Raw genomic sequence first — 20,978 nt, 5'->3', positions numbered from 1 at the left:
ACCGCCTCGCGGTGACATCGTTTTTATGTCAACCTTGGTCTAACAGAGCCAAACAAAAAAGCCCCCGTTTTCGGGAGCTTTCTCAACCAAAATGGCGGAGGAGGAGGGATTCGAACCCTCGTGACCTTATACAGGCCAAACGGTTTTCGAGACCGCCGCATTCAACCACTCTGCCACCCCTCCGCGTGGGGTAAAAACAAAGCAGGCTCGAAGGCCTGCTTTGGAATTAACTGGCGGAGAGTCAGGGATTTGAACCCTGGAGACGCTTTTGACGCCTACACGATTTCCAATCGTGCTCCTTCGGCCACTCGGACAACTCTCCGTTAAATGCGAAAGTCAGTATACACGAGGAATCGCAAAGTGCAAACAGAAAAGTTGGCATTTTTTAAAACGCTTGGCCGTGCTTGGCGCTGCAGTGGGGCTTGAGGTCCCAAAAAACGGCTTCCGACCAGCGTGGTTGATCAACTCAATTGTTCAAAAAAGGGTATTCATAAGCGACTTGGCAATGAATTTAAAAATCTTTGGGTGGTGCTGTGGGCCACTGGTATGCATTTTGCGACCACAGCCTTGTGCCCGCTGACCTGCGGCTTGGCTCAGCTTGTCCCCACGGCACCGTATCTTGAACACAGATCCGTCAAGCATTTGGTCAGCATTTGGTTGGAATGCGCATGAAGTGCCGTGTGAGCATGGACATATGTGGAGGTCATGAGGTTGTAGCTGCATATTCTTGCAGCCTAGGAGGTTGAAAGATATTATTACCAAGTCTTTTCCTGCTTCAGGCGCACCTTCACGACCTGAAGCCACATTTGCCCAGAGGAGGTGACAATATGAAGGCTTATGAACTGCTGTTCTTTGTTGACCCGTCGCTCGACCCCGAGACTCGTCTCGCTGTTATGAAGCGTATCGATACCACGATCGCTGAGGGCGCTGGCAAGGTCGACTCCGTTGACGAGTGGGGCAAGCGCAAGCTCGCCTACGAGATCAACGACCTCACCGATGGTGACTACACCCTCATCAACTTCCACGCAGATCCTACCCAGATCGCCGAGCTTGATCGCGTCCTGCGCATCACCGACGCTGTGGTCCGCCACATGATCGTCCGTCGCGACGACCAGGAGTAAGACTGTCGTTTTGGACTGGGCTTGTGCCCCAAGAGGAAGTAGTGAGTTATGAGCATCAATCGAGTGAACATCACCGGTAACCTCACCCGCGATCCCGAGCTGCGCGCCACCGCCGGCGGAACCCAGGTTCTGTCCTTTGGCGTCGCCGTGAACGATCGTCGCCGCAACGCGCAGACTGGCGAGTGGGAGGACTATCCCAACTTTGTCGACTGCACCATGTTCGGCACCCGCGCCGAGGCCGTGAGCCGTTTCCTGGCAAAGGGAAACAAGGTCGCGATCGAGGGCAAGCTGCGCTACAGCTCTTGGGAGCGCGACGGCCAGCGCCGGAGCAAGCTTGAGGTCATCGTCGATGAGATCGAGTTTATGAGCTCCCGTGGTGGCCAGGGTGGCTACGACCAGGGCGGTTACGCCCCCGCAGCTCCCGCGCCCGCAGCACGTCCTGCCGCACCGGTGGCTACGCCGCCCGCGGTCGACGTCTACGATGAGGACATCCCGTTCTAAGGGTTGTTCACCTATTTTTGAGTGAGAGGCGGCTTCGGTTCGCCGAAGTTGCCAAACGAAAGGTATTTTGACATGGCTAATGATTTTTCTGCACGTCAGCCGCGTCGTAAGTACTGCCAGTTCTGCAAGGAGAACACTGAGTTCATCGACTATAAGGACACTCAGCTTCTCCGTAAGTACATGACCGACCGTGGCAAGATTAAGCCCCGTCGCGTCACTGGCGCTTGCACGCAGCATCAGCATGACATCGCCAACGCCATCAAGCGCGCCCGCGAGATGGCTCTCCTGCCGTACACCGTCCCCGTGGTTTCCTCTCGTGGCAACCGCGACCGCGGCTAAGAAGGGAGACGCATCATGAAGGTTATTCTTCTCGATGAGATCAAGGGCAAGGGCGGCGAGGGTGACGTCGTAGAGGTCGCTCAGGGTTACGCTGAGAACTTCCTGTTCCCCAAGAAGCTCGCTGTTGCCGCCACCAAGGGCAACCTCAAGCAGCTTGACGAGCGTCGCAACAACATCGCCAAGCGCGAGGCCGTCCGTCTGGCTACCGCCAACGAGACCAAGGCTGCCTTCGAGGGCAAGACGGTCACCGTTGACGTCAAGGTCGGCGACGAGGGCATCCTCTTTGGCTCCGTTACCGCCGCTATGATCGCTGACGCCATCAAGGCTCAGCTCGGTATGGACATCGACCGCAAGCGCGTCGAGCTCGGTAAGCCCATCAAGGTTGCCGGTGCCCACACCGTTGCCATCTCGCTGTACCGCGAGATCAAGGCCGAGGTTGTCGTTCTCGTCGGCGTTACCGCCGAGGAGCTCGCTGCCGAGGCTGAGGTCGAGGAGGCCGCTGAGGTCGCCGAGGCCGAGACCGCCGAGGTCGAGACTGAGGCTGCTGCCGAGTAGCATTTGCTGCAACGCAACAATCTTGTTCTAAGAAGGGCGCTCTGGGAAACCAGGGCGCCCTTTTGTTTTTTGCGCTGAGTGAGTGTCATGGTGAACGTTGCGTCGAAGTCCTATATACAGGACCGTTCATCCGTTTGGTTCGGTGATGATTGGCGGCGCGCGGCGCGTTTTGGGACCGTGGCTGATACTATGGATGCTCGCAAGCGATATGAATGAGGATGCTCATGGCATATGACGATAGGGAGACCGGGCTGACGGTTGAGGACCGCGGCCCCAAGTTGGGTCTTCCCCAAAACCAAGATGCAGAGGCCAATGTACTGGCCGCTATGCTGCTATCGCCCGAGGTGGTCGAAGAGGCCCAGGTCGAGCTGCAGCCCGATGACTTCTACCGGCCCATTCATAAGACCATCTATACCGCGATGGTCGATATGTACAACAGCCGCATTCCCATCGACTCCATCTCGCTGATCGATTACCTGCGAAGCATCAACAAGCTTGATGCCGTGGGCGGCGAGGCCTACATTTTGGAGTTGATGGGTCAGACCCTATCGCTCGTGAACTGGCAGCATCATGCCGCCATCGTTCGCCGCGATTCGATGCTGCGTGAGCTGATCGGCGCCACCAACGAGATCAACGCGCTGGCATATAACGCCCCCACCGATACCAAAGAGGTTGTCGAGCTGGCCGAGAGTAAGCTGCTCAAGGTCACGGCACGCGAGGTCAAGTCGAGCTACAAGACGCTGACCGAGTTTATGGTCGAGGCCTATAACGAGGCCGAGGAAGTGTGCCAGGCCGGTGGCCAGGCTGCGGGCGTGCCCACGGGCTTCCCGTCGCTCGACCGCATGCTCATGGGTTTTCGCGAGGGCCAGCTCATCATTATCGGCGCCCGTCCTGCTGTAGGTAAGACGTCGTTCGCCCTGAATCTGGCGCTCAACGCTGCCGCTGCTGGTTATACCGTCGGCTTCTTCTCTCTGGAGATGTCGGGCAAGGAAATTGCCCAGCGTCTGATTTGCGCCTACGCCATGATCTCGATCAGTGACTTCCGCATGGGCCGCATTAGCCCCGAGCAGTGGGCCAATATCAACGAGGCCACGCAGACCTTGTCCAAGCTCGATATTCTGATTGACGATACGCCCGGCACCACAGTGACCGAGATTCGCGCCAAGAGCCGCCGCATGCTCCACAACAAGGAGAAGGCCATCATCATCCTGGACTACCTGCAGCTGGTGAGTCCTCCGCCGGGACGCCGCTCCGAGAGCCGTACCGTCGAGGTCTCCGAGATGTCGCGTGGTCTGAAGATCATGGCCAAGGAGCTCAAGATCCCGCTCATCGCGCTGTCGCAGCTCTCGCGTCAGGTCGAATCCCGTACCGGCAAGCGTCCGCAGCTTTCCGACCTTCGTGAATCGGGCTCCATCGAGCAAGACGCCGATATCGTTATGTTCTTGGACCGCTCCGCCGACGAGGCCGAGGCCTCGCGCGACGATCGACCCGACGAGGGCGTTACGCGTATCGTCGTGGCCAAGAACCGTTCGGGCCCGATCGGCGACGTCGACCTGATGTTCCTGCCGGCATCCACCAAGTTCTATGAGCTTGATGGGGCACATGCCGAGGAGTAGGACAGGCGCCCGTTGCACGGGTATACTGGGAATGTTTTGTGCTTCTGCGTGCCGGCGTGGCGCGTAGACAGTCCATGAATGTAAGGAGTAAACATGCCGTCAACCGTTTTGGTCGGTGCCCAGTGGGGCGATGAGGGCAAGGGTAAGATTTGCGACCTGGTCGCCGGCGACTTCGATGCCGTCGTGCGCTACTCGGGCGGCAATAACGCCGGCCACACCATCGTCGTCAACGGCAAGAAGTACGGCCTGCACCAGGTGCCCTCCGGCATCATGTATTCCGACCACGTGTCGGTGATCGGTAACGGCTGCGTCGTCAACCCCAAGGTTGTCCTTGAGGAGATCGACATGTTCGAGGCCGACGGCATCACCACCAAGAACCTCAAGATTAGCGGCAACGCGCATGTCATCATGCCGTACCACATCGACCTGGATGGCGCCTTTGAGCAGAAGCTCGGCAAGAAGAACATCGGTACCACCAAGCGCGGTATCGGTCCGTGCTATCAGGACAAGATGGCCCGCATTGGCCTGCGCATGCAGGATATGCTGGACGAGGCGCTGTTCCGCGACAAGCTGGAGACCGCTCTCGCCCGCGTGAACCCCGAGCTTGAGCTCATCTACAACCTGCCCACCTACACCGTGGACCAGATTTGCGACGAGTACCTGCCCATGGCCGAGCGCCTGCGTCCCTACATCACCGAGACGAGCCTGCTGCTCAACAACATGATCGATGAGGGCAAGGACCTGCTGTTTGAGGGCGCCCAGGCGACGCTGCTCGACATCGACCACGGCACCTATCCGTACGTGACGTCTTCCAACTGCACCGCCGGCGGCGCCATTACCGGCTCCGGCGTCGGCATGAAGAACGTCGATCGCGTGCTGGGCGTCATGAAGGCCTATATCACCCGCGTCGGTTCGGGCCCCATGCCCACCGAGCTTTCCTATGAGTCCGAGGCTGGCCACACGCTGACCGAGGAGGGCTATGAGTACGGCGTGACCACCGGTCGCCGTCGTCGTTGCGGCTGGTTTGACGGCCCTATCGCCAACTATGCCTCGTGCGTCAACGGCCTCACCGACATCGCCGTGACCAAGCTCGACGTGCTTTCGGCCTTCGACACCATCAAGGTGTGCGTGGCCTACGACGTCGATGGCGAGCGCTACACCAGCGTGCCCGAGCATCAGGTGCGCTTTGAGCATGCCAAGCCCATCTACGAGGAGCTCCCTGGCTGGAAGTGCGACATCACCGGTTGTCGCAGCTTTGACGAGCTGCCGCAGGAGGCTCAGGGCTACGTGGCGTTTATCGAGGATCTGGCACACACCCGCGTGACGTTCATTGGCGTTGGCGCTGGTCGCGAGCAGATTATCAACCGATTCTGGAAGTAATCGGGACTATTTGGTTATTGCGATATACCCCTTTGCAGCCCGGGTGGGCGGCCGAGGGGTATATTTGCTTGCAAGGGGCTCGCGCGGAGCGGGCCATTCATCCATAGAGGAGGCACCCTTGAAGGCGGACACTCAAACCATCGACATCCTGTTGTTGGGCAGCGGCGGCCGTGAGCATGCTTTGGCAGCCAAGCTCGCAGCATCACCGCGCGCCGGCAAGCTCTACATCGCGCCGGGCAACGGCGGCACCGCGAGCTGCGGCGAGAACGTTGTTCTCGACGACTGCGATCCTGCGGCCGTGGCGGCGTTTGCGCAGAGCCACGGATGCGGACTCGTGGTAATTGGCCCCGAGGCTCCGCTCGTGGCGGGCGTGGCCGACGCCGTGCGCGCGGCGGGTATTCCCTGCTTTGGCCCGGGTGCCGAGGGCGCCCAGATGGAGGGCTCCAAGCTGTTCTCCAAGCAGCTCATGGAGCGTGCGGGCATTCCGACGGCAGCCTACGGCTCGTTTACCGACGAGGCTTCGGCTCTCGCCTACGTACGCGAGCAAGGCGCCCCGCTGGTCGTCAAGGCCGACGGCCTTGCCGCAGGCAAGGGCGTTATCGTGGCGACCGAACTTGAGCAGGCCGAGGAGGCCGTGCGCGAGTGCTTTGGCGGCACCTTTGGCGATGCCGGCAACACCGTGGTTATCGAGGAGATGCTCGTTGGTCCCGAGTGCTCGCTGTTGGCCTTTACCGACGGCAAGACCGTGCGCCCCATGGCCACCTCGCAGGACCACAAGCGCGCGCTTGAGGGCGACCTTGGTCCCAACACCGGCGGCATGGGCGTCTACAGCCCGGTGCCCATCGTGACTGACGAGGAGCACGCCACCATGGTGAAGGTCATGGAGCAGACCGTGGCCGAGCTCGCTGCCGAGGGTATCGACTACCGCGGCTGCCTGTACGGCGGCTTTATGCTCACGCCTGCCGGCCCCAAGGTGCTGGAGTTCAATGCCCGCTTTGGCGACCCCGAGACGCAGGTCGTTCTGCCGCGCCTTAAGAACGACCTGGTCGAGGTCATGCTCGCCTGCGCCAACTGCGAGCTCGATCAGATTGAACTCGACTGGCGCGACGAGTGGGCCGTGGCCGTTGTCCTGACGAGTGCGGGTTATCCCGGCAGCTACGAGAAAGGCAAGGTCATTACCGGTATCGCCGATGCCGAGGCCATGGAGAACGTGACCGTGTACCACGCGGGCACTGCCGTGGTGGACGGCCAGCTCGTGACCAATGGTGGCCGCGTGCTTGCCGTGACCGCGCTGGGCGATACGTTTGAGAACGCCCGCAACCTTGCCTACGAGGCCTGCGAGAAGATTGATTTTGAGGGCAAGACCCTGCGTCACGACATCGGCCTGCGCGCGCTGCGCGGCCGCGACGCCTGGGATGCCTAAAATCCGAGAGGAATGAGACGGATGGACGAGAAGAACGAAGAGCTCGTGGACGCGCAGATCGTCGAAGAGGACAGCCGCGTGTATGGGCACGCCGAGGGCGAGCCTGGTGGCGAGGTCGCTGACGAGCCGGCGCTGGTGCTGGGCGATGACGACCCGCACGATGCCGAGCTGCACGAGAAGATTCTTTCGGAGGAGTGCGCCTGGAAGGGCAAGATCCTCGACGTCCACCGTCTTGAGGTTGAGCTGCCCAACGGTCGCCGCAGCGCCCGCGATATCGTTCGCCATCCGGGTGCGGCGGCTGTTGTGGCACTGACCGAGAGCGGCAAGATCGTACTGGTGCGTCAGTACCGCACCGCCATCGACCGCGTGACGGTCGAGATTCCCGCCGGCAAGCTCGATCCAGGCGAGGACCCGCTCGATTGCGCCAAGCGCGAGCTGCATGAGGAGACGGGCTTTAGGGCTGGTCGCATTCGCTTTTTGACGTCGATTGTCACGTCCTGTGGTTTTTGCGATGAGATTATCCACATCTACTTGGCTACCAAGCTCGAGTTTGATGCGCCCAACCCCGATGATGACGAGTTTGTCAACGTGGACCTGGTGCCGCTGCATGAGCTGATCGACGCCGTACTCGACGGCAAGATCGAAGACGCCAAGACCGTCGTGGGCGCCTTGGCCTGCGACAGCATCGCACACCGCCTTGGGGGCACGGAGCTTTAACGAGTGGGGATAGCCCTGGGACAAGTACTACTGATTGCTTTGTCCCAGGGCCTTACGTTGCTGATATTTCTTTGAGGATCACATGCTGAAGAGGTTTCTTTCGTATTACGAGCCCCAGATGGGGCTTTTTGTTGCTGATACTGTTTGTGCTCTGGTGCTTGCCGCCATTGACCTTGCTTTTCCTATTATTCTGCGTAATTTGACCGGTGGGCTATTTACTCAGGGTCAGGCTGCCATTATGCAGGCGCTCGGCATGATCGCGGTGGGCTTGGTGCTGATGTATGCCGTCCGCTGCGCCTGCCGCTACTTTGTGAGCTATTGGGGCCACGTGATGGGCGCGCGCATGGAGTCCAAAATGCGCGAGGACCTGTTCGACCAGTATGAGCGCTTTAGCTTTGCGTACTTCGACCGCAACAGCTCGGGTGACATGATGAGCCGCGTGGTCAACGACCTGTTCGATATCTGCGAGGCGGCGCATCACGTACCCGAGTGGATCATCATCTGCGGCATCGAGATTATCGGCTCGTTTGTGATCCTCTTTACCATCGCCCCGGTGCTCGCGCTCGCCATGGCCGTGGTGACGGCGGCGTTTGCGGTCGTCATGTTTTGGCAGAACATGCGCATGCGCGAGGTTTTTAGCGACAACCGCAAAAAGATCAGCGGCATCAATGCGCAGCTGCAGGATTCGCTGGCGGGCATGCGCGTGGTCAAGAGCTTTGCCAATGAGGAGACCGAACGCTTCAAGTTCCGCGCCTCCAACAATCGCTATCTTTCGTCCAAGGAGAACATGTATCACGCCATGGGCGTCTATACCGCGACGTATGGCCTGCTCTCGGGTGTGCTCTATGTGATCGTGGTGCTGCTGGGCGGCTGGCTGGTCGCCCAGGGACAGCTGCAGGCGGTCGATATGGCGACCTTTGCACTCTATATTTCGCTGTTCTGCACGCCGCTCGAGACGCTCGTCAATTCGGCCGAAACGTATCAGAAGGCCATCGCCGGCTTTAAGCGTATGGACGAGGTACTCTCGACTGCCCCGGATATCCAGGACAAGCCGGGCGCCACGGATCTGCGGGTGACCGCCGGCGCCGTGGAGTATCACGACGTGTGCTTTAGCTACGAGGATGTTGAGTTGGGCGAGGGCGGCGCCGACGGACGCCCTGTTATCGACCATATGAATCTGTCCATCAAGCCCGGCCAGACCATCGCGCTGGTTGGACCCTCGGGCGGCGGCAAGTCCACGACCTGTTCGCTGCTGCCGCGCTTTTATGACGTGGCTGCCGGATCCATTAGCATCGACGGTCAGGACGTGCGCGATGTGACGCAGCAGAGCCTGCGCCGCGCCATCGGCCTGGTGCAGCAGGATGTCTATCTGTTTGACGGTACGATTGGCGAGAACATCGCCTACGGCAAGCCGGGCGCTACGGCGGAAGAGATCGCCGAGGCCGCCCGTCGCGCCAACATCGATGCCTTTATCGAGTCGCTTCCACAGGGCTATGACACGGTCGTGGGCGAGCGCGGCAGCCGTCTTTCGGGCGGACAGAAGCAGCGTGTTGCCATCGCGCGCGTGTTTCTCAAGAATCCCAAGATCCTGATTTTAGACGAGGCGACGAGTGCTTTGGATAACGAGAGCGAGGAGGCGGTGCAGGAGTCGCTCGAAGAGCTGGCACGCGGCCGCACCACGATTATCATCGCCCACCGTCTTTCGACCATTAAGCATGCCGATGAGATTGCGACCGTTGAGCATGGTCGCGTTGTGGAGCGTGGCACGCACGAGGAGCTTCTCGCCCGTGGCGGCACCTATGCCCGTTACTATCGAATGCAGTTCGAAGGTGCGCGTGCGCACGAGCTCGACTGATTGATATGACAGGAAGTTTATGGCTGACAAGAACCCTTTGACTCCGGAAGAAGTGACGGAGTTATTCTCCGAAATCGATGCATCCGGCGTCTTGGATCCTACGCTCGCCAAAAAGCGTACCGAGCGCATGCGCGAGAAAGAGGCCGCCGTCAAGCGCGGTGACAAAGCGGCGCTAGCGCAGCTGCGCAGCGAGGACCGCGCGAGCCAGGCAAAACATATCGACCCGCTGTCCGAGGACGATCCTTCGGGCTCGCAGGTGAGCCATACCATTACGAAGACCGCGATGGCCGTGGTCATCGGTATTTTGGTGCTGATCGTGGGCATGCAGATTGGCTACGGCGTGATGCGTCGCCTGAACACCGCCAACCTGTCCGAGAGCGTTTCGGTCGATACCGTTTCGACCGCGCTGAAGGGCGGCCTTGAGTGGGGCAATGGCTTTACGCAGTTCCCGCTCGATTTTACCGTCGATGAAGCCGATGAACGCACGGGCACGGTCGAGGTGACGGTGTTGGACACATCGTCTGCCAACGAGCTCGAGCTGCTGTCCAACGGGCAGATTCAGGCCGCGGCGCTTGCGACCAACGCGTTGCTCAACGATAAGATCGACCGCGTGGTGTATAACGTTCACGCCTATATCGACGAGAATAGCAACATTCAGCACGATTCCTTCTTTGGCATGTTCCCCGCGCGCGGCCACCAGAGCGCCATTTTGACGTTCGTGTGGACCAAGAGCTCATCCAACGCCACGAGTATCGACTGGAAGATGCGCATCGTGAGTATGGATGACACCATCGCCGAGCGCATTCAGAAGCAGGTGAACTCGGTGTCGTCGTTGATTGAGGACCCGGTGGTGAGCCAGACCAAGATTGACGAGGAAAAGGCCGAACGTGACCTGGAGCATCGTCTGCATGGCCGCGAGATTTTCCGCGGCGGCAAGCCCGATCGCACACCGTCCAAACTGCTGGAGCAGGATAAGAAAAAGTAAGACGTCATCATCCCGCGTGAGCCACAAGCCCCGCGGGATGATTTTTAATCCTCGTCCTAGAAAAATCATTATGCATAGAAAGTCATAATTATCATTTCGTAAACATTTCGATGAAATTAACGCCATGAGGCATGCTTACGGTTACAATACCGCGAGGCCTAACTACACACCTTTAAGCCGGTCCTGTGAGACCGGGAAGGAGAACTATGGCGAACAACCATACCGCGGGCGCTGCCGCCCGCACCTTCGCGCCCAGCGAGCTTTGCCAGCGTATGCTGGCCAAAACCAGCAAGGGCACCTGTGGTCCCTGCATCCTGTATCTTGAGGATGGGACCATTTTTTATGGACGTGCATGCGGCGCCGAGGGCACCGCGACCGGCGAAGTCTGCTTCAACACCTCGCTCGAGGGCTACTTTGAGGTCATGACCGACCCGAGTTATGCCGGCCAAATCGTAACCATGACCTATCCGCAGATCGGCAATTACGGTATCGACGAGACCGACGTCCAGTCGGCCTTCCCCGGCGACGCCGTGCGCCCTGCGAGCGCTCCGGCTATGCGCGGCATGATCGTTCGCGACATGTGCGCCACGCCTTCTAACTGGCGCTCGGCCGTCAGCGTGCCGGAGTACCTGCGCGCTCACGGCATCGTCGCTATCGAGGGTGTCGACACCCGCGCCCTGGTGCGCCATCTGCGCGATAATGGTTCCAAGATGGGCATTATCTCGACCGAGATCTTCGACGTCGACGAGCTTGCCGAGCGTCTGGCCGCAGCGCCCACGCTGGTAGGCGAGAACCTGGTCAAGACCGTGAGCTGCCCTGAGCCCCACGCCTTTGCCGCCGTCGACCTGCCTGCCACGCATGACTTTGCACTTGCGGCTGCCGCTCCTGCCCGTCACAAGGTGGTCGCCTACGACTGCGGTGTGAAGCGCGGTATTCTGGAGGGGCTGGTCCGCGCCGGCTGCGACCTTACCGTCGTGCCGTGGGATACGCCCGCCCAGCAGGTGCTCGACATGAATCCCGACGGTGTCTTTTTGTCCAATGGCCCCGGCGACCCCGACGCCGTGGTGGAGACCTACGAGCAGGTGCAGCAGCTGATCGGCAAGGTGCCGGTCTTTGGTATTTGTCTTGGTCACCAGATGATCAGCCTGGCCTGCGGCGCCCAGATGGAAAAGCTTAAGTTCGGTCACCGCGGTGGCAACCAGCCGGTCATGAACCTGGTGAGCCGCCGCGTGGAGATCACCGCGCAAAACCACGGCTTTGGCCTGCTGTTCCCCAGTCTGGGCAAGCTTGTCCCCGAGCTTTCGGGCGGCGAGACCGAGCATGCGGCCGATGGAGATCTGCGCGCCTGGGTGCGCCGCGGAATCGCGCCGGTCGTGATGAACGAGCGCTTTGGTCGCATTCGCCTGACGCATGTGAACCTCAACGACGGCACCGCCGAGGGCATCCAGCTGCTCGACGCCCCGTGCTTCTCGGTCCAGTACCACCCCGAGGCTTCGCCTGGCCCCACCGATGCCCACTATCTCTTTACTGCCTTTACGCGACTCATGGACGGCGAGGAGAACTACCTGGACATCGATCCCGCGAAGGACCGCCTTGCCGGCTGGAACTTTGCTGAGTCCGAGACCGCTGAGACCGAGGAGAACTAACATGCCGAAACGTACTGACATCAAGCGTATCCTCGTCATTGGTTCGGGCCCCATCGTCATCGGCCAGGCCTGTGAGTTCGACTACTCCGGCGCCCAGGCCTGCAAGGTGCTCAAGGAGGATGGCTTTGAGGTCATCCTGGTCAACTCCAACCCGGCGACCATCATGACCGACCCGGGCTTGGCCGACCGCACCTATGTCGAGCCCATCACTGCCGAATTTATCGAGCGCGTAATCAAGAAAGAGCGCCCGGACGCGCTGCTGCCCACGCTGGGCGGCCAGACCGGTCTGAACGCCGCCGTCGAACTGGCAAAGGACGGCACGCTCGACAAGTACGGCGTCGAGATGATCGGCTGCGACCTGGCCGCTATCGAGCGCGGCGAGGACCGCAAGCTCTTTAACGAGGCCATGGCCGAGATCGGCCTGGAGGTCGCGCGCTCGGGCTATGCCTACAGCGTGGCAGACGCCGAGGCCATCGCCGAGCGCGTGGGATATCCTTGCGTACTGCGTCCGAGCTTTACCCTCGGCGGCGCCGGCGGCGGCATCGCTCACACCCACGAGGAGCTCGTCTCCATCGTGAGCCAGGGCCTGGAACTCTCGCCCGCCCACGAGGTGCTGGTCGAGGAGTCCATCGAGGGTTGGAAAGAGTACGAGATGGAGGTTATGCGTGACCACGCCGGCAACGGCATCATCGTGTGCTCCATCGAGAACCTCGACCCCATGGGCGTGCACACCGGCGACTCCATCACTGTGGCGCCGGCGCAGACGCTCTCCGACCTTGAGTATCAGCGCATGCGTGTCGCGTCGCTCGCCATCTTGGAGAAGATTGGCGTCGAGACCGGCGGCTCCAACGTGCAGTTTGCCGTGAACCCCCAGACCGGTCGCTTGATCGTCATCGAGATGAACCCGCGCGTGAGCCGTTCGTCCGCGCTGGCCTCCAAGGCCACGGGTTTCCCCATCGCTAAGGCCGCCGCGCGCCTGGCTGTGGGCTACACGCTCGACGAGATCGTCAACGACATTACCAAGGCAACGCCTGCCTGCTTTGAGCCCACGATTGACTACTGCGTTGTCAAGGTGCCGCGCTTTGCCTTCGAGAAGTTCAAGGGTACCGACCCCACGCTCACCACGCGCATGAAGGCAGTGGGCGAGATTATGGCGATTGGCCGCACCTTTGAGGAGGCCTTCGGCAAAGCCATGCGCTCGCTGGAGGACGGTCACCAGGGTATCTGCGCCGGTGGCAAGGAGGGTGCCGACAAGCTGAGCGACGACGAGCTCGCCCAGGCCGTGGGCACCCCGACCGAGCACCGCATCTTCTTTGTGGTCGAGGCCCTGCGCCGTGGCTGGGACATCACCCGCATCCATGCCATCTGCGGCATCGATCCGTGGTACCTCAACCGTATCAACGACATGGTGCAGGTCCAGGAAAGCATCCGCGGCCTGCGTGTGGAGGATATCGACGCCGACGCGATGCGCTTGCTCAAGCAGTACGGCACGAGCGACGCCGAGATCGCCGCGCTGACCGGCTCGGACGAGCGCTTTGTGCGCGCCTATCGCAAGGGCCTTGGCGTGGTTCCCAGCATGAAGACGGTCGATACCTGCGCTGCGGAGTTCTCGAGCGCCACGGAGTACCACTACAAGACGTACGAGAACATCTACCGCACGAGTCCGGATGCCAAGAAGTGCGTGGCTCCCGACGAGACCACGCCGGCGGACAAGCCCAAGGCGATGATCCTGGGCGCCGGCCCCAACCGTATCGGCCAGGGTATCGAGTTCGACTACTGCTGTGTGCATGCGAGCTATGCGCTGGCGGCCCGCGGATTTGAGACCATCATGGTCAACTGCAATCCCGAGACCGTCTCGACCGACTACGACACGTCCGACCGCCTTTACTTTGAGCCGCTTACCTACGAGGACGTCATGGACGTTATCGATGTTGAGCGCCCCGACGGCGTCGTGGTGACGCTTGGCGGCCAGACCCCGCTTAAGCTGGCGCGCATGCTCGAGGAGAGTGGCGTCAACATCATGGGCACCAAGCCCGATGCCATCGACTTTGCCGAGGACCGCGAGCGCTTTGCCGCCCTGCTCGACAAGCTGGGCATCATGTACCCGCCGGCGGGTCAGGCCACCTCGTTTGAGGAGGCCGAGGCCGTCGCCGCGCACATTGGCTACCCGCTGCTGGTACGTCCGAGCTACGTGCTGGGCGGCCGCGGCATGATGATCGCCTACGATGCCGAGCACCTGCGCGATTACATGGCCGAGGCTGCGCGCATTAGCCCCGACTACCCGGTGTATCTGGACCGCTTCTTGGAGGGCGCGATCGAGTCCGATGTCGACGCCCTGTGCGATGGCGAAGAGGTCTATATCGGCGGTATCCTGGAGCATATCGAGGAGGCCGGTATTCACTCCGGCGACTCTGCGACCTGCATCCCGCCGTTCAGCTTTAGCGAGAGCCTGCAGGCAAAGCTTCGCGAGACCACGCGCCGCATCGCGATGGCGCTGGGCGTACGCGGCCTGGTTAACGTGCAGTACGCCATCAAGGGCGAGACCGTTTACGTGATCGAGGCCAACCCGCGTGCCAGCCGCACCGTGCCGTTTATCTCCAAGGCCACCGGCGTGCCGCTGGCCAAGTGTGCGGCGCGTATCATGGCGGGCGATTCCATCGCCAGCCTGGGCCTGCCGAGCGACGAGCGTCAGCTCGATTGGTTCTGCATGAAGGAAGCCGTTATGCCCTGGGGTCGTTTCCCGGGCGCCGACGTTATCCTGGGTCCCGAGATGAAGTCGACGGGCGAGGTCATGGGTATCGCCAAGAGCTATCCCGAGGCATACGCCAAGACGCAGCTGGCGATCGACTACAAGCTGCCCGACCCGAGCGCCGGCAAGGTGTTCATTAGCGTGTGCGATCGCGACAAGCGCCACATCCTTTCGGTCGCGCGTATCCTGCGCTACCTGGGCTTTGACATCTGCTCCACCGAGGGTACGGCGCGCGTGCTGCGTGGCGGCAACGTGACGTGCGAGGTCGTGGAGAAGATTAGCGGCCCGCATGACGGCGAGCGCCCCAACATCGGCGACCTCATCGCCGATGGCAAGATTGCGGTGATCGTCAACACGCCGTACGGCCCAGGTTCGCGTGGCGACGGCTATCTGTTGCGTACCGAGGCAGTGCGCCGCGGCGTGACCTGCGTGACGGCGATGTCTGCCGCCAACACGCACGTGAGCGCCATCGAGGCGGTGCGTGAGGACCAGCAGGGTCACGGCAGCGCCAACGACATGGGCATGGACGTCATCGCCCTGCAGGACCTGCCGCAGTACACGGTGTAGTGTGACCTGTCCGGCCGGGGTGGGAGGGGCCGAGATTTCCCCCTTTCGCTCCGGCTGCAAGCAGAGTCGCTCAGGAGGAAACTCGGTCCCTCCCGCCCCGGCCTACGGTGACTCGGCTGCACCGTGTACTGCCGAAGGGACTTTGCGCGATGGCTAGGGCTGAAAAAGAAAGTGAGTGTGGGCGCCGTCGTTCGTTTGAACGACGGCGCCCACGTTTTGGATTTATTGGGCTGTGGCGGTGAAGGTTGTTTTGTCGGCGGCGATGTGCACGTGCAGCTTTGCCTGACCGTCGCAGCTGATGAGCACGCCTACCTCGAACGGGGTTCCCGTCTTGTCGTAGGTCGAACGCACGATGCGCATCGCCGCCTTACCGGTGTTCTGTCCCAAAAGGCGCGCCTCATGCTTGTCGAGGTTGACCGTCTCGTAGACGGCATCGACGCTTGCGGGCAGGATGCCGGTCTTTTCCGCGATGTAGGCGTAGAGCGAGTCATCCACGTCTTTGCGTGTGAGCTCGGGGCAAAGTGACACGGGGATATAGACGTAGTTGAGCTCCATGGGTTTGTCGTTGGCGAGACGCAGGCGGCGAATCTCCCAGACGGGTGTCCCTTCGGGCACTTTGAGCCCAGAGGCGATGCCGCGGACGGCCGGTATGCTTGAAAAGGCGAGAATCTGCGAGCTCGGAACCCGTCCCGCTTCGCGCATCCGCGCGCTGAAATTCAGGGCCAGGTCGATGCCGGGTGCTGAGGTTTGGGGTTTGATGAACGTGCCCTGCCCACGTTTGCGCACCACGCGCCCCTCGATGACGAGATCTTGGAAACAACGGCGCACGGTCGCGCGCGATAACTCCAGCCGCTCACAGATTTCGAGCTCGCGCGGCAGCGGCGTCTTGGTGTCGAACGCCTGGCTGGCGATAAGCAGGGCGATTCGATGTTTAAGTTGGACATAGAGCGGCGTATCACCGCTGCGGTCGAAGGGTTCGGAGGCGAGAAACGAGATCATGTCCATGGGGTACCTCCATGTCGTGAGCATACGTGACATGGTCTGACACTGCGGGGCAAACCGGAGATGCCAGGCCCGATTCTTGCTGGTATGTATGGTGCATAAGGAACATAAAACATTTATCAGGCAATCTACCTGCTATTTTAAAAATAATTAGAAGAAAAAATAATTTAGGCACAAAAATAGTTGCTACCGTTAACCGATGAATAGTTGCCGTTCGCAACTATTTTCTTGTACCGAACATGCCCCGGCGCAACAATAATCTCGGCAAAAAGCAAAGCCGTGCGACACACGGCGGGTCGAGAGGAGACCGCATGCGGTATCTGGTAATGGTCAGTCACGGAACGCTCGCTCCCGGACTGCACAGTGTCCTCAAGATGCTCGGCAATGACGCCCCGAACATCTTGTCGACGAGTCTCGTGGACGGCATGGGCGCTGACGAGTATGTCGAGAACGTCAAGGCGATGCTCGCTCCCGTTACCGCCGATGACGAGGTTGTCCTGCTTGGTGACATCCTGGGCGGATCTCCGCTCACCAATGCCATGAACACGCTGGCCGAGAAGGGTCTGCTCGCCCACACCATTGCCTTCGGCGGTATGAATCTGCCCATGGCTATGACCGCCATGATGGGGCTTGCCACCATGGACCTGGATTCCCTCAAGCAGATGATGCTGCAGGAGGGCAAGAACGGTATGTCCGAGCTCGTTGTCCCGACCGATGACGCCGACGACGAGGACGACGACATCTAGGCAGCGCATCCGCCCAAATTTTCGTGATGGAGCGGGGGTTAAGAGGAAAGACCCCCGGTGATAAAGAAAGGGAGAACGCATGATTTCGTTCATCCGTATTGACGACCGTATGATCCATGGACAGACCGTTACCCGTTGGGCCCTCGAGTATCCCTGCGACGGTCTTATCGCCGTCAACGACGCCGCGGCGTCCAACCCCGTGCTCAAGGAGGCCTACAAGAGTGCCTCGGGCAAGAAGACGTTCGTGTGGACCAAGGAGCACTTCAAGGAGGTCTCCGAGAAGGTTCTCAAGTCCAACACCAAGTACTTCCTGATCACCAAGAACCCGCTCGACATGAAGGAACTTCTCGTCGATTTTGGCTTTAAGCCCGGCATGGACCGCATCATCGTCGGTCCCTGCAACGATCGTCCCGGCACCACCAAGCTCGGCAACAACCAGTCGATCACGCAGGAAGAGGCCCAGGCGCTCGAGGATCTCACCAACGCCGGCTACACGGTCGAGTTCGCCCTTATCAAGGAGAAGTCCATCGGTGAGTGGCCCAAGTTCCGCGGTCAGTTTGGCTTCTAGTTAGGCGCCAGCCGCATTTTGGTACCTACAGCCCTGGGGGAAAGGGCTGAGGAATAAAGAAAGGGGAAAGCATGGCAATCAATGCATTCCAAGCCGCGCTGTTCGGCCTGTTCGCCTGCCTGGCATCACTGCCTGGCATGGGTGGCACGACGATCGGCAACTACACTCTGGGTCGTCCTCTGGTCGCCGGCCTCATCGTCGGCATCATCATGGGCGATATGCAGACGGGCATCCTCGTCGGCGCTGCCATCCAGGTTGTCTACATCGCTCTCGTGACCCCCGGCGGAACCGTCTCCGCCGACGTCCGCGCCGTGTCCTATATCGGCATCCCGCTGGCGATCCTCGCCATCAAGAACTCGGGCATCGATCCCGCCTCCGCTGAGGCTGCCGGCATGGCCGCATCCCTCGGTGCCGCCGTCGGCACGCTCGGCACTGTGCTCTTCTATGGCACCGCCACCATTAACCTGGTGTGGCAGGGCATGGGCTGGAAGTGGCTCGAGAAGGGCGACCTCCACAAGCTCTACCTGGTCAACAACGTTCTGCCTTGGATCGGTCACATCGTCTGCTCGTTCCTCCCGACGTTCATCATCACCATGGGCGGCACCGCCATGGTCGACCTTATGAAGACCTACATGCCCATGGACGGCATCGCGATGAAGACGCTGTTCACCGTCGGCTCGCTGCTGCCTACCGTCGGTATCGCCATCCTGCTCAAGCAGGTCATCTCCAAGACGACGGACTTCCTCACGTTCTTCTTCGGCTTCACCCTGTCCGCTGTCATGGGATGCAACCTGATTGCCGCCGCCGGCATCGGCTGCTTCTTCGCCCTGATCAACTATGAGATCGCTTCGCTCAAGATCGACCTCGCAAACGCTCCCAAGGCAGCTATCGCCTCGGGCTCCGATGATGAGGAAGAGGAGGACATCTAATGGCAGAGAAGAAGAAACTCTCTAAGAAAACGCTTGCCAAGTCGTTCCGCAACTGGTCCTATGGCAACCTGACTTGCTTCTCGCAGGAGCACATGCAGACCTTCGGTTACCTGTGCGCCATGCTTCCGATCGTCGAGGAGCTCTACGACACGCCCGAGGAGCAGAAGCAGGCCCTCCAGACCTACTCCGCGTTCTTCAACACCGAGCCGCAGATCGGCACCATGATTGTCGGCGTCACCGCCGGCCTCGAGGAGGCTCGCGCAAACGGCGAGGCCATCGACGACGACGCCATCAACGGCATCCGCGCCGGCCTCATGGGCCCGCTCGCCGGCCTTGGCGACTCGCTGATCGTCGGTACCCTGATCCCGATCCTGCTCGGTATCGCCCTCGGTCTCTCGACCGGCGGCTCTCCGCTCGGTGCCATCTTCTATATTGTCGTGTGGAACCTGCTCATGTTCCTTGGCATGCGCTTTGCCTACAACCAGGGCTATGAGCTCGGCGGCAAGGCGGTCGAGGCCCTCGTCGGCCCCAAGGCCAAGGCTCTGCGTGATTCCATCGTGATGGTCGGTACCATGGTCATCGGTGCAGTCGGTGCTACCTGGGTCTCCATCACCTGCAGCCCCAATCTGGTGCTGCCCGGCGGCGGTAAGTTCCAGGACACGCTCGACGGAATCTATCCGCACCTGCTGCCCATGGTCTTCATCATCTTCTGCTGGTACATGATGACCAAGAAGAAGGTCAACCCCATCGTTATGATGCTGATCCTCGTTGTGATCGCATTTGTGGGCGTTCTCATTGGCTTCTTCGACCCGGCACTGAGCTACTAGTCATCATCCCCTGGCCCCCTGTAAGGCCGTGCGGCCTCAACCGCACGGCCTTCTGATTTTGCGCCGCCCTTCAAGGGCAATATGGCCAGCGACCTCCATCGCCTACACGACACCCGCTATATTGCTCTTGAAAGATGACGTATTCGACAAACGATGCACTTGCGCATGATGCACACTTTGCACGAGGAGGACCATATGCACGAGAAACATGGACACGACCTTTCGCGCGACGACTTGATTCGCGAGGCAAAGATGCAGACCGATGCTATTCAGCGGCTCAATGTTTGGCTGCGCCTGGGCTATTCGCTCGTGGCGATTGGCTTTTTGATGGGGATGTGGGGTATGCAGGGCGGCCCCGGCTGGGGTGTCCCCGTGGGCATCGTGTGCCTGGTGGTGGGCACTCCGCTTTCGATCGTGCTTAAGGTCGGCACGACCAACGCCAAAAAGAATGTCGAGCGCATGCTCGAGGCCGCTGGTGTCGACGTTGAGGAGCTTATGCGACGCAAGAAGGACGAGCAATAGACTTCCGCGTTGGGGTATCATAAATAATTGTTGCGAATGTTAACTAATGTACGGCAAATGACGGTTTTATGGCCCTTCTAGAGTTGCAAAGGACAATATCCCCAGTGGATTACGATGACGTCGCTCGAAAACTGATTGTGTACTCACGTTCCCTTGCCAAGGGATCCTTGAGTGCTGCCGGCGGCGCCAGTGTGGGCGAGGCACCGGTTTTACAGTATCTATCGGGTATTGACGGTGATGTCATTCCCTCCGAGATTGCCAAGAAGCTGAAATTCTCCCGTGCGCGCATGTCGCATATCTTGGATTCACTCGAGAGTAAGGGTTACGTTCAGCGCAGGACTGATCCAAACGATCGTCGGCGTGTGCTGGTGAGCATTACCGAGGAAGGCCGTGATTTCGCGGCGAAAAAAAATGCCGAGAGTGTGGCATCGCTCTCGAAACAACTCTCAGCGCTCGGCGAGCACGATGCCCAGGAGCTCGTGCGCATCCTGAATAAAGCTTACAGCCTTACCTATGATGCCGACGACTACCTGGACAATCTATAAGGATAAAGACAGACATTTAGGTGCATCTTGAAATGCACCCGGGACAGTTGTGCCCATCAGCCACCGTCAACATCTCATTCCAAACCAAATCAGCCAACGTACGTCATGGCAATCCCCGGTAGGTTGCAGGATGGCGGCTGAGCCTTTCCCTCGGGAAACTTCGCGAAGCCCAGTTCCCGAGGGAAAGGTATGGTCTGTGTAATACCAGATAAACAGTACATTTTTGCTAGATTGGTATTTGACTGAAGAACCAATTGGTATGGCTTATTAAGCCCACCTTGCCGTTGACGCTTATTTTGCTGCCGCTGGGAGAATTCCGAACTTGGGTGCGCAAGTGCTCCCATATGTTGATATGACCTAGTAGGTGGCTATCTGGTTACTACCA

The 20,978-nt window shown here is 60.1% G+C and carries 19 protein-coding genes and 2 tRNA genes; 18 read left to right on the top strand and 3 right to left on the bottom strand.

Annotated features, from left to right (window positions below; genetic code table 11):
* Positions 1–92: 92 nt before the first annotated feature.
* Positions 93–183 (bottom strand) — tRNA-Ser (locus DWV43_RS06435).
* Between the two features lie 48 nt (positions 184–231).
* Positions 232–322 (bottom strand) — tRNA-Ser (locus DWV43_RS06430).
* A 505-nt stretch (positions 323–827) separates the two neighbouring features.
* Between DWV43_RS06430 and rpsF the strand changes: the two genes are divergently transcribed.
* The 12 genes from rpsF to carB all read left to right on the top strand — a co-directional run bounded on the left by rpsF (position 828) and on the right by carB (position 15,454).
* Positions 828–1,121, top strand: a complete 294-nt coding sequence (rpsF, locus tag DWV43_RS06425) for a 30S ribosomal protein S6 (RefSeq protein WP_006235831.1) — start codon at positions 828–830, stop codon at positions 1,119–1,121.
* Between the two features lie 48 nt (positions 1,122–1,169).
* Entirely contained in the window at positions 1,170–1,622 is a 453-nt protein-coding gene (locus DWV43_RS06420) for a single-stranded DNA-binding protein (RefSeq protein WP_006235830.1), read from the top strand.
* 72 nt (positions 1,623–1,694) lie between these two features.
* Positions 1,695–1,961 carry a 30S ribosomal protein S18 gene (gene rpsR, locus DWV43_RS06415; RefSeq protein ID WP_006235829.1) on the top strand — a complete coding sequence of 89 codons (267 nt, stop codon included), beginning with the start codon at positions 1,695–1,697 and terminating at the stop codon, positions 1,959–1,961.
* A gap of 15 nt (positions 1,962–1,976) precedes the next feature.
* Positions 1,977–2,516, top strand: coding sequence for a 50S ribosomal protein L9 (rplI, locus tag DWV43_RS06410; protein ID WP_022094073.1), 540 nt, complete (start codon positions 1,977–1,979; stop codon positions 2,514–2,516).
* Positions 2,517–2,734: 218 nt separating this feature from the next.
* Positions 2,735–4,132 carry a replicative DNA helicase gene (gene dnaB, locus DWV43_RS06405; RefSeq protein ID WP_117817437.1) on the top strand — a complete coding sequence of 466 codons (1,398 nt, stop codon included), beginning with the start codon at positions 2,735–2,737 and terminating at the stop codon, positions 4,130–4,132.
* A gap of 93 nt (positions 4,133–4,225) precedes the next feature.
* Positions 4,226–5,512 carry an adenylosuccinate synthase gene (locus DWV43_RS06400; protein WP_117817439.1) on the top strand — a complete coding sequence of 429 codons (1,287 nt, stop codon included), beginning with the start codon at positions 4,226–4,228 and terminating at the stop codon, positions 5,510–5,512.
* 118 nt (positions 5,513–5,630) lie between these two features.
* Positions 5,631–6,935, top strand: coding sequence for a phosphoribosylamine--glycine ligase (purD, locus tag DWV43_RS06395; protein ID WP_117817441.1), 1,305 nt, complete (start codon positions 5,631–5,633; stop codon positions 6,933–6,935).
* Positions 6,936–6,956: 21 nt separating this feature from the next.
* On the top strand, positions 6,957–7,652 hold the full coding sequence (locus DWV43_RS06390; protein ID WP_195568396.1) for an NUDIX domain-containing protein: 696 nt from the start codon (positions 6,957–6,959) through the stop codon (positions 7,650–7,652).
* An 82-nt stretch (positions 7,653–7,734) separates the two neighbouring features.
* Positions 7,735–9,507: an ABC transporter ATP-binding protein gene (locus DWV43_RS06385; protein ID WP_117817443.1), complete on the top strand. Its 1,773-nt coding sequence runs from the start codon at positions 7,735–7,737 to the stop codon at positions 9,505–9,507.
* A gap of 19 nt (positions 9,508–9,526) precedes the next feature.
* Positions 9,527–10,492, top strand: coding sequence for a hypothetical protein (locus tag DWV43_RS06380; protein ID WP_117817445.1), 966 nt, complete (start codon positions 9,527–9,529; stop codon positions 10,490–10,492).
* Between the two features lie 206 nt (positions 10,493–10,698).
* On the top strand, positions 10,699–12,138 hold the full coding sequence (gene carA / locus DWV43_RS06375; protein ID WP_117817447.1) for a glutamine-hydrolyzing carbamoyl-phosphate synthase small subunit: 1,440 nt from the start codon (positions 10,699–10,701) through the stop codon (positions 12,136–12,138).
* A 1-nt stretch (position 12,139) separates the two neighbouring features.
* The gene (gene carB, locus DWV43_RS06370; protein WP_117817449.1) at positions 12,140–15,454 is read left to right on the top strand and encodes a carbamoyl-phosphate synthase large subunit; all 3,315 of its coding nucleotides are present in this window, start codon (positions 12,140–12,142) and stop codon (positions 15,452–15,454) included.
* A gap of 222 nt (positions 15,455–15,676) precedes the next feature.
* Here carB and DWV43_RS06365 read toward each other — a convergent pair whose 3' ends face one another.
* Entirely contained in the window at positions 15,677–16,459 is a 783-nt protein-coding gene (locus tag DWV43_RS06365; protein ID WP_158569840.1) for a GntR family transcriptional regulator, read from the bottom strand.
* A gap of 308 nt (positions 16,460–16,767) precedes the next feature.
* Here DWV43_RS06365 and DWV43_RS06360 point away from each other — a divergent pair, with 308 nt between their 5' ends.
* The 6 genes from DWV43_RS06360 (at position 16,768) to DWV43_RS06335 (ending at position 20,593) form a co-directional block, all read left to right on the top strand.
* Positions 16,768–17,202, top strand: coding sequence for a PTS sugar transporter subunit IIA (locus DWV43_RS06360; RefSeq protein WP_089572603.1), 435 nt, complete (start codon positions 16,768–16,770; stop codon positions 17,200–17,202).
* A gap of 79 nt (positions 17,203–17,281) precedes the next feature.
* A complete protein-coding gene (locus tag DWV43_RS06355) occupies positions 17,282–17,770 on the top strand; it encodes a PTS sugar transporter subunit IIB (protein WP_117716198.1) in 489 nt (162 codons plus the stop codon).
* Between the two features lie 71 nt (positions 17,771–17,841).
* The gene (locus tag DWV43_RS06350; protein WP_117786175.1) at positions 17,842–18,699 is read left to right on the top strand and encodes a PTS sugar transporter subunit IIC; all 858 of its coding nucleotides are present in this window, start codon (positions 17,842–17,844) and stop codon (positions 18,697–18,699) included.
* On the top strand, positions 18,699–19,526 hold the full coding sequence (locus DWV43_RS06345) for a PTS system mannose/fructose/sorbose family transporter subunit IID (RefSeq protein ID WP_117716197.1): 828 nt from the start codon (positions 18,699–18,701) through the stop codon (positions 19,524–19,526). The genes DWV43_RS06350 and DWV43_RS06345 overlap by 1 nt, the downstream gene beginning before the upstream one ends.
* Positions 19,527–19,721: 195 nt before the next feature.
* Entirely contained in the window at positions 19,722–20,048 is a 327-nt protein-coding gene (locus tag DWV43_RS06340; protein ID WP_117646153.1) for a hypothetical protein, read from the top strand.
* A 104-nt stretch (positions 20,049–20,152) separates the two neighbouring features.
* A complete protein-coding gene (locus DWV43_RS06335; RefSeq protein WP_158550938.1) occupies positions 20,153–20,593 on the top strand; it encodes a MarR family winged helix-turn-helix transcriptional regulator in 441 nt (146 codons plus the stop codon).
* Positions 20,594–20,978: the final 385 nt, after the last annotated feature.

This window comes from Collinsella sp. AF05-9 (assembly GCF_003465595.1).
Lineage (GTDB): Bacteria > Actinomycetota > Coriobacteriia > Coriobacteriales > Coriobacteriaceae > Collinsella.
Note: the sequence above shows the minus strand (reverse complement) of the source record. Positions and strands in the feature narration are given on the sequence as shown.

Bases quoted from the DNA above. Each gene is read 5' to 3' on its own strand.
- DWV43_RS06350 (WP_117786175.1), top strand. From the start codon at position 17,842: ATGGCAATCAATGCATTCCAAGCCGCGCTGTTCGGCCTGTTCGCCTGC.
- DWV43_RS06385 (WP_117817443.1), top strand. From the start codon at position 7,735: ATGCTGAAGAGGTTTCTTTCGTATTACGAGCCCCAGATGGGGCTTTTT.
- DWV43_RS06380 (WP_117817445.1), top strand. From the start codon at position 9,527: ATGGCTGACAAGAACCCTTTGACTCCGGAAGAAGTGACGGAGTTATTC.
- DWV43_RS06420 (WP_006235830.1), top strand. From the start codon at position 1,170: ATGAGCATCAATCGAGTGAACATCACCGGTAACCTCACCCGCGATCCC.
- DWV43_RS06400 (WP_117817439.1), top strand. From the start codon at position 4,226: ATGCCGTCAACCGTTTTGGTCGGTGCCCAGTGGGGCGATGAGGGCAAG.
- rplI (WP_022094073.1), top strand. From the start codon at position 1,977: ATGAAGGTTATTCTTCTCGATGAGATCAAGGGCAAGGGCGGCGAGGGT.
- DWV43_RS06390 (WP_195568396.1), top strand. From the start codon at position 6,957: ATGGACGAGAAGAACGAAGAGCTCGTGGACGCGCAGATCGTCGAAGAG.
- rpsR (WP_006235829.1), top strand. From the start codon at position 1,695: ATGGCTAATGATTTTTCTGCACGTCAGCCGCGTCGTAAGTACTGCCAG.
- rpsF (WP_006235831.1), top strand. From the start codon at position 828: ATGAAGGCTTATGAACTGCTGTTCTTTGTTGACCCGTCGCTCGACCCC.
- carA (WP_117817447.1), top strand. From the start codon at position 10,699: ATGGCGAACAACCATACCGCGGGCGCTGCCGCCCGCACCTTCGCGCCC.
- DWV43_RS06360 (WP_089572603.1), top strand. From the start codon at position 16,768: ATGCGGTATCTGGTAATGGTCAGTCACGGAACGCTCGCTCCCGGACTG.
- dnaB (WP_117817437.1), top strand. From the start codon at position 2,735: ATGCTCATGGCATATGACGATAGGGAGACCGGGCTGACGGTTGAGGAC.
- DWV43_RS06355 (WP_117716198.1), top strand. From the start codon at position 17,282: ATGATTTCGTTCATCCGTATTGACGACCGTATGATCCATGGACAGACC.
- DWV43_RS06345 (WP_117716197.1), top strand. From the start codon at position 18,699: ATGGCAGAGAAGAAGAAACTCTCTAAGAAAACGCTTGCCAAGTCGTTC.
- DWV43_RS06340 (WP_117646153.1), top strand. From the start codon at position 19,722: ATGCACGAGAAACATGGACACGACCTTTCGCGCGACGACTTGATTCGC.
- DWV43_RS06365 (WP_158569840.1), bottom strand. From the start codon at position 16,459: ATGGACATGATCTCGTTTCTCGCCTCCGAACCCTTCGACCGCAGCGGT.
- carB (WP_117817449.1), top strand. From the start codon at position 12,140: ATGCCGAAACGTACTGACATCAAGCGTATCCTCGTCATTGGTTCGGGC.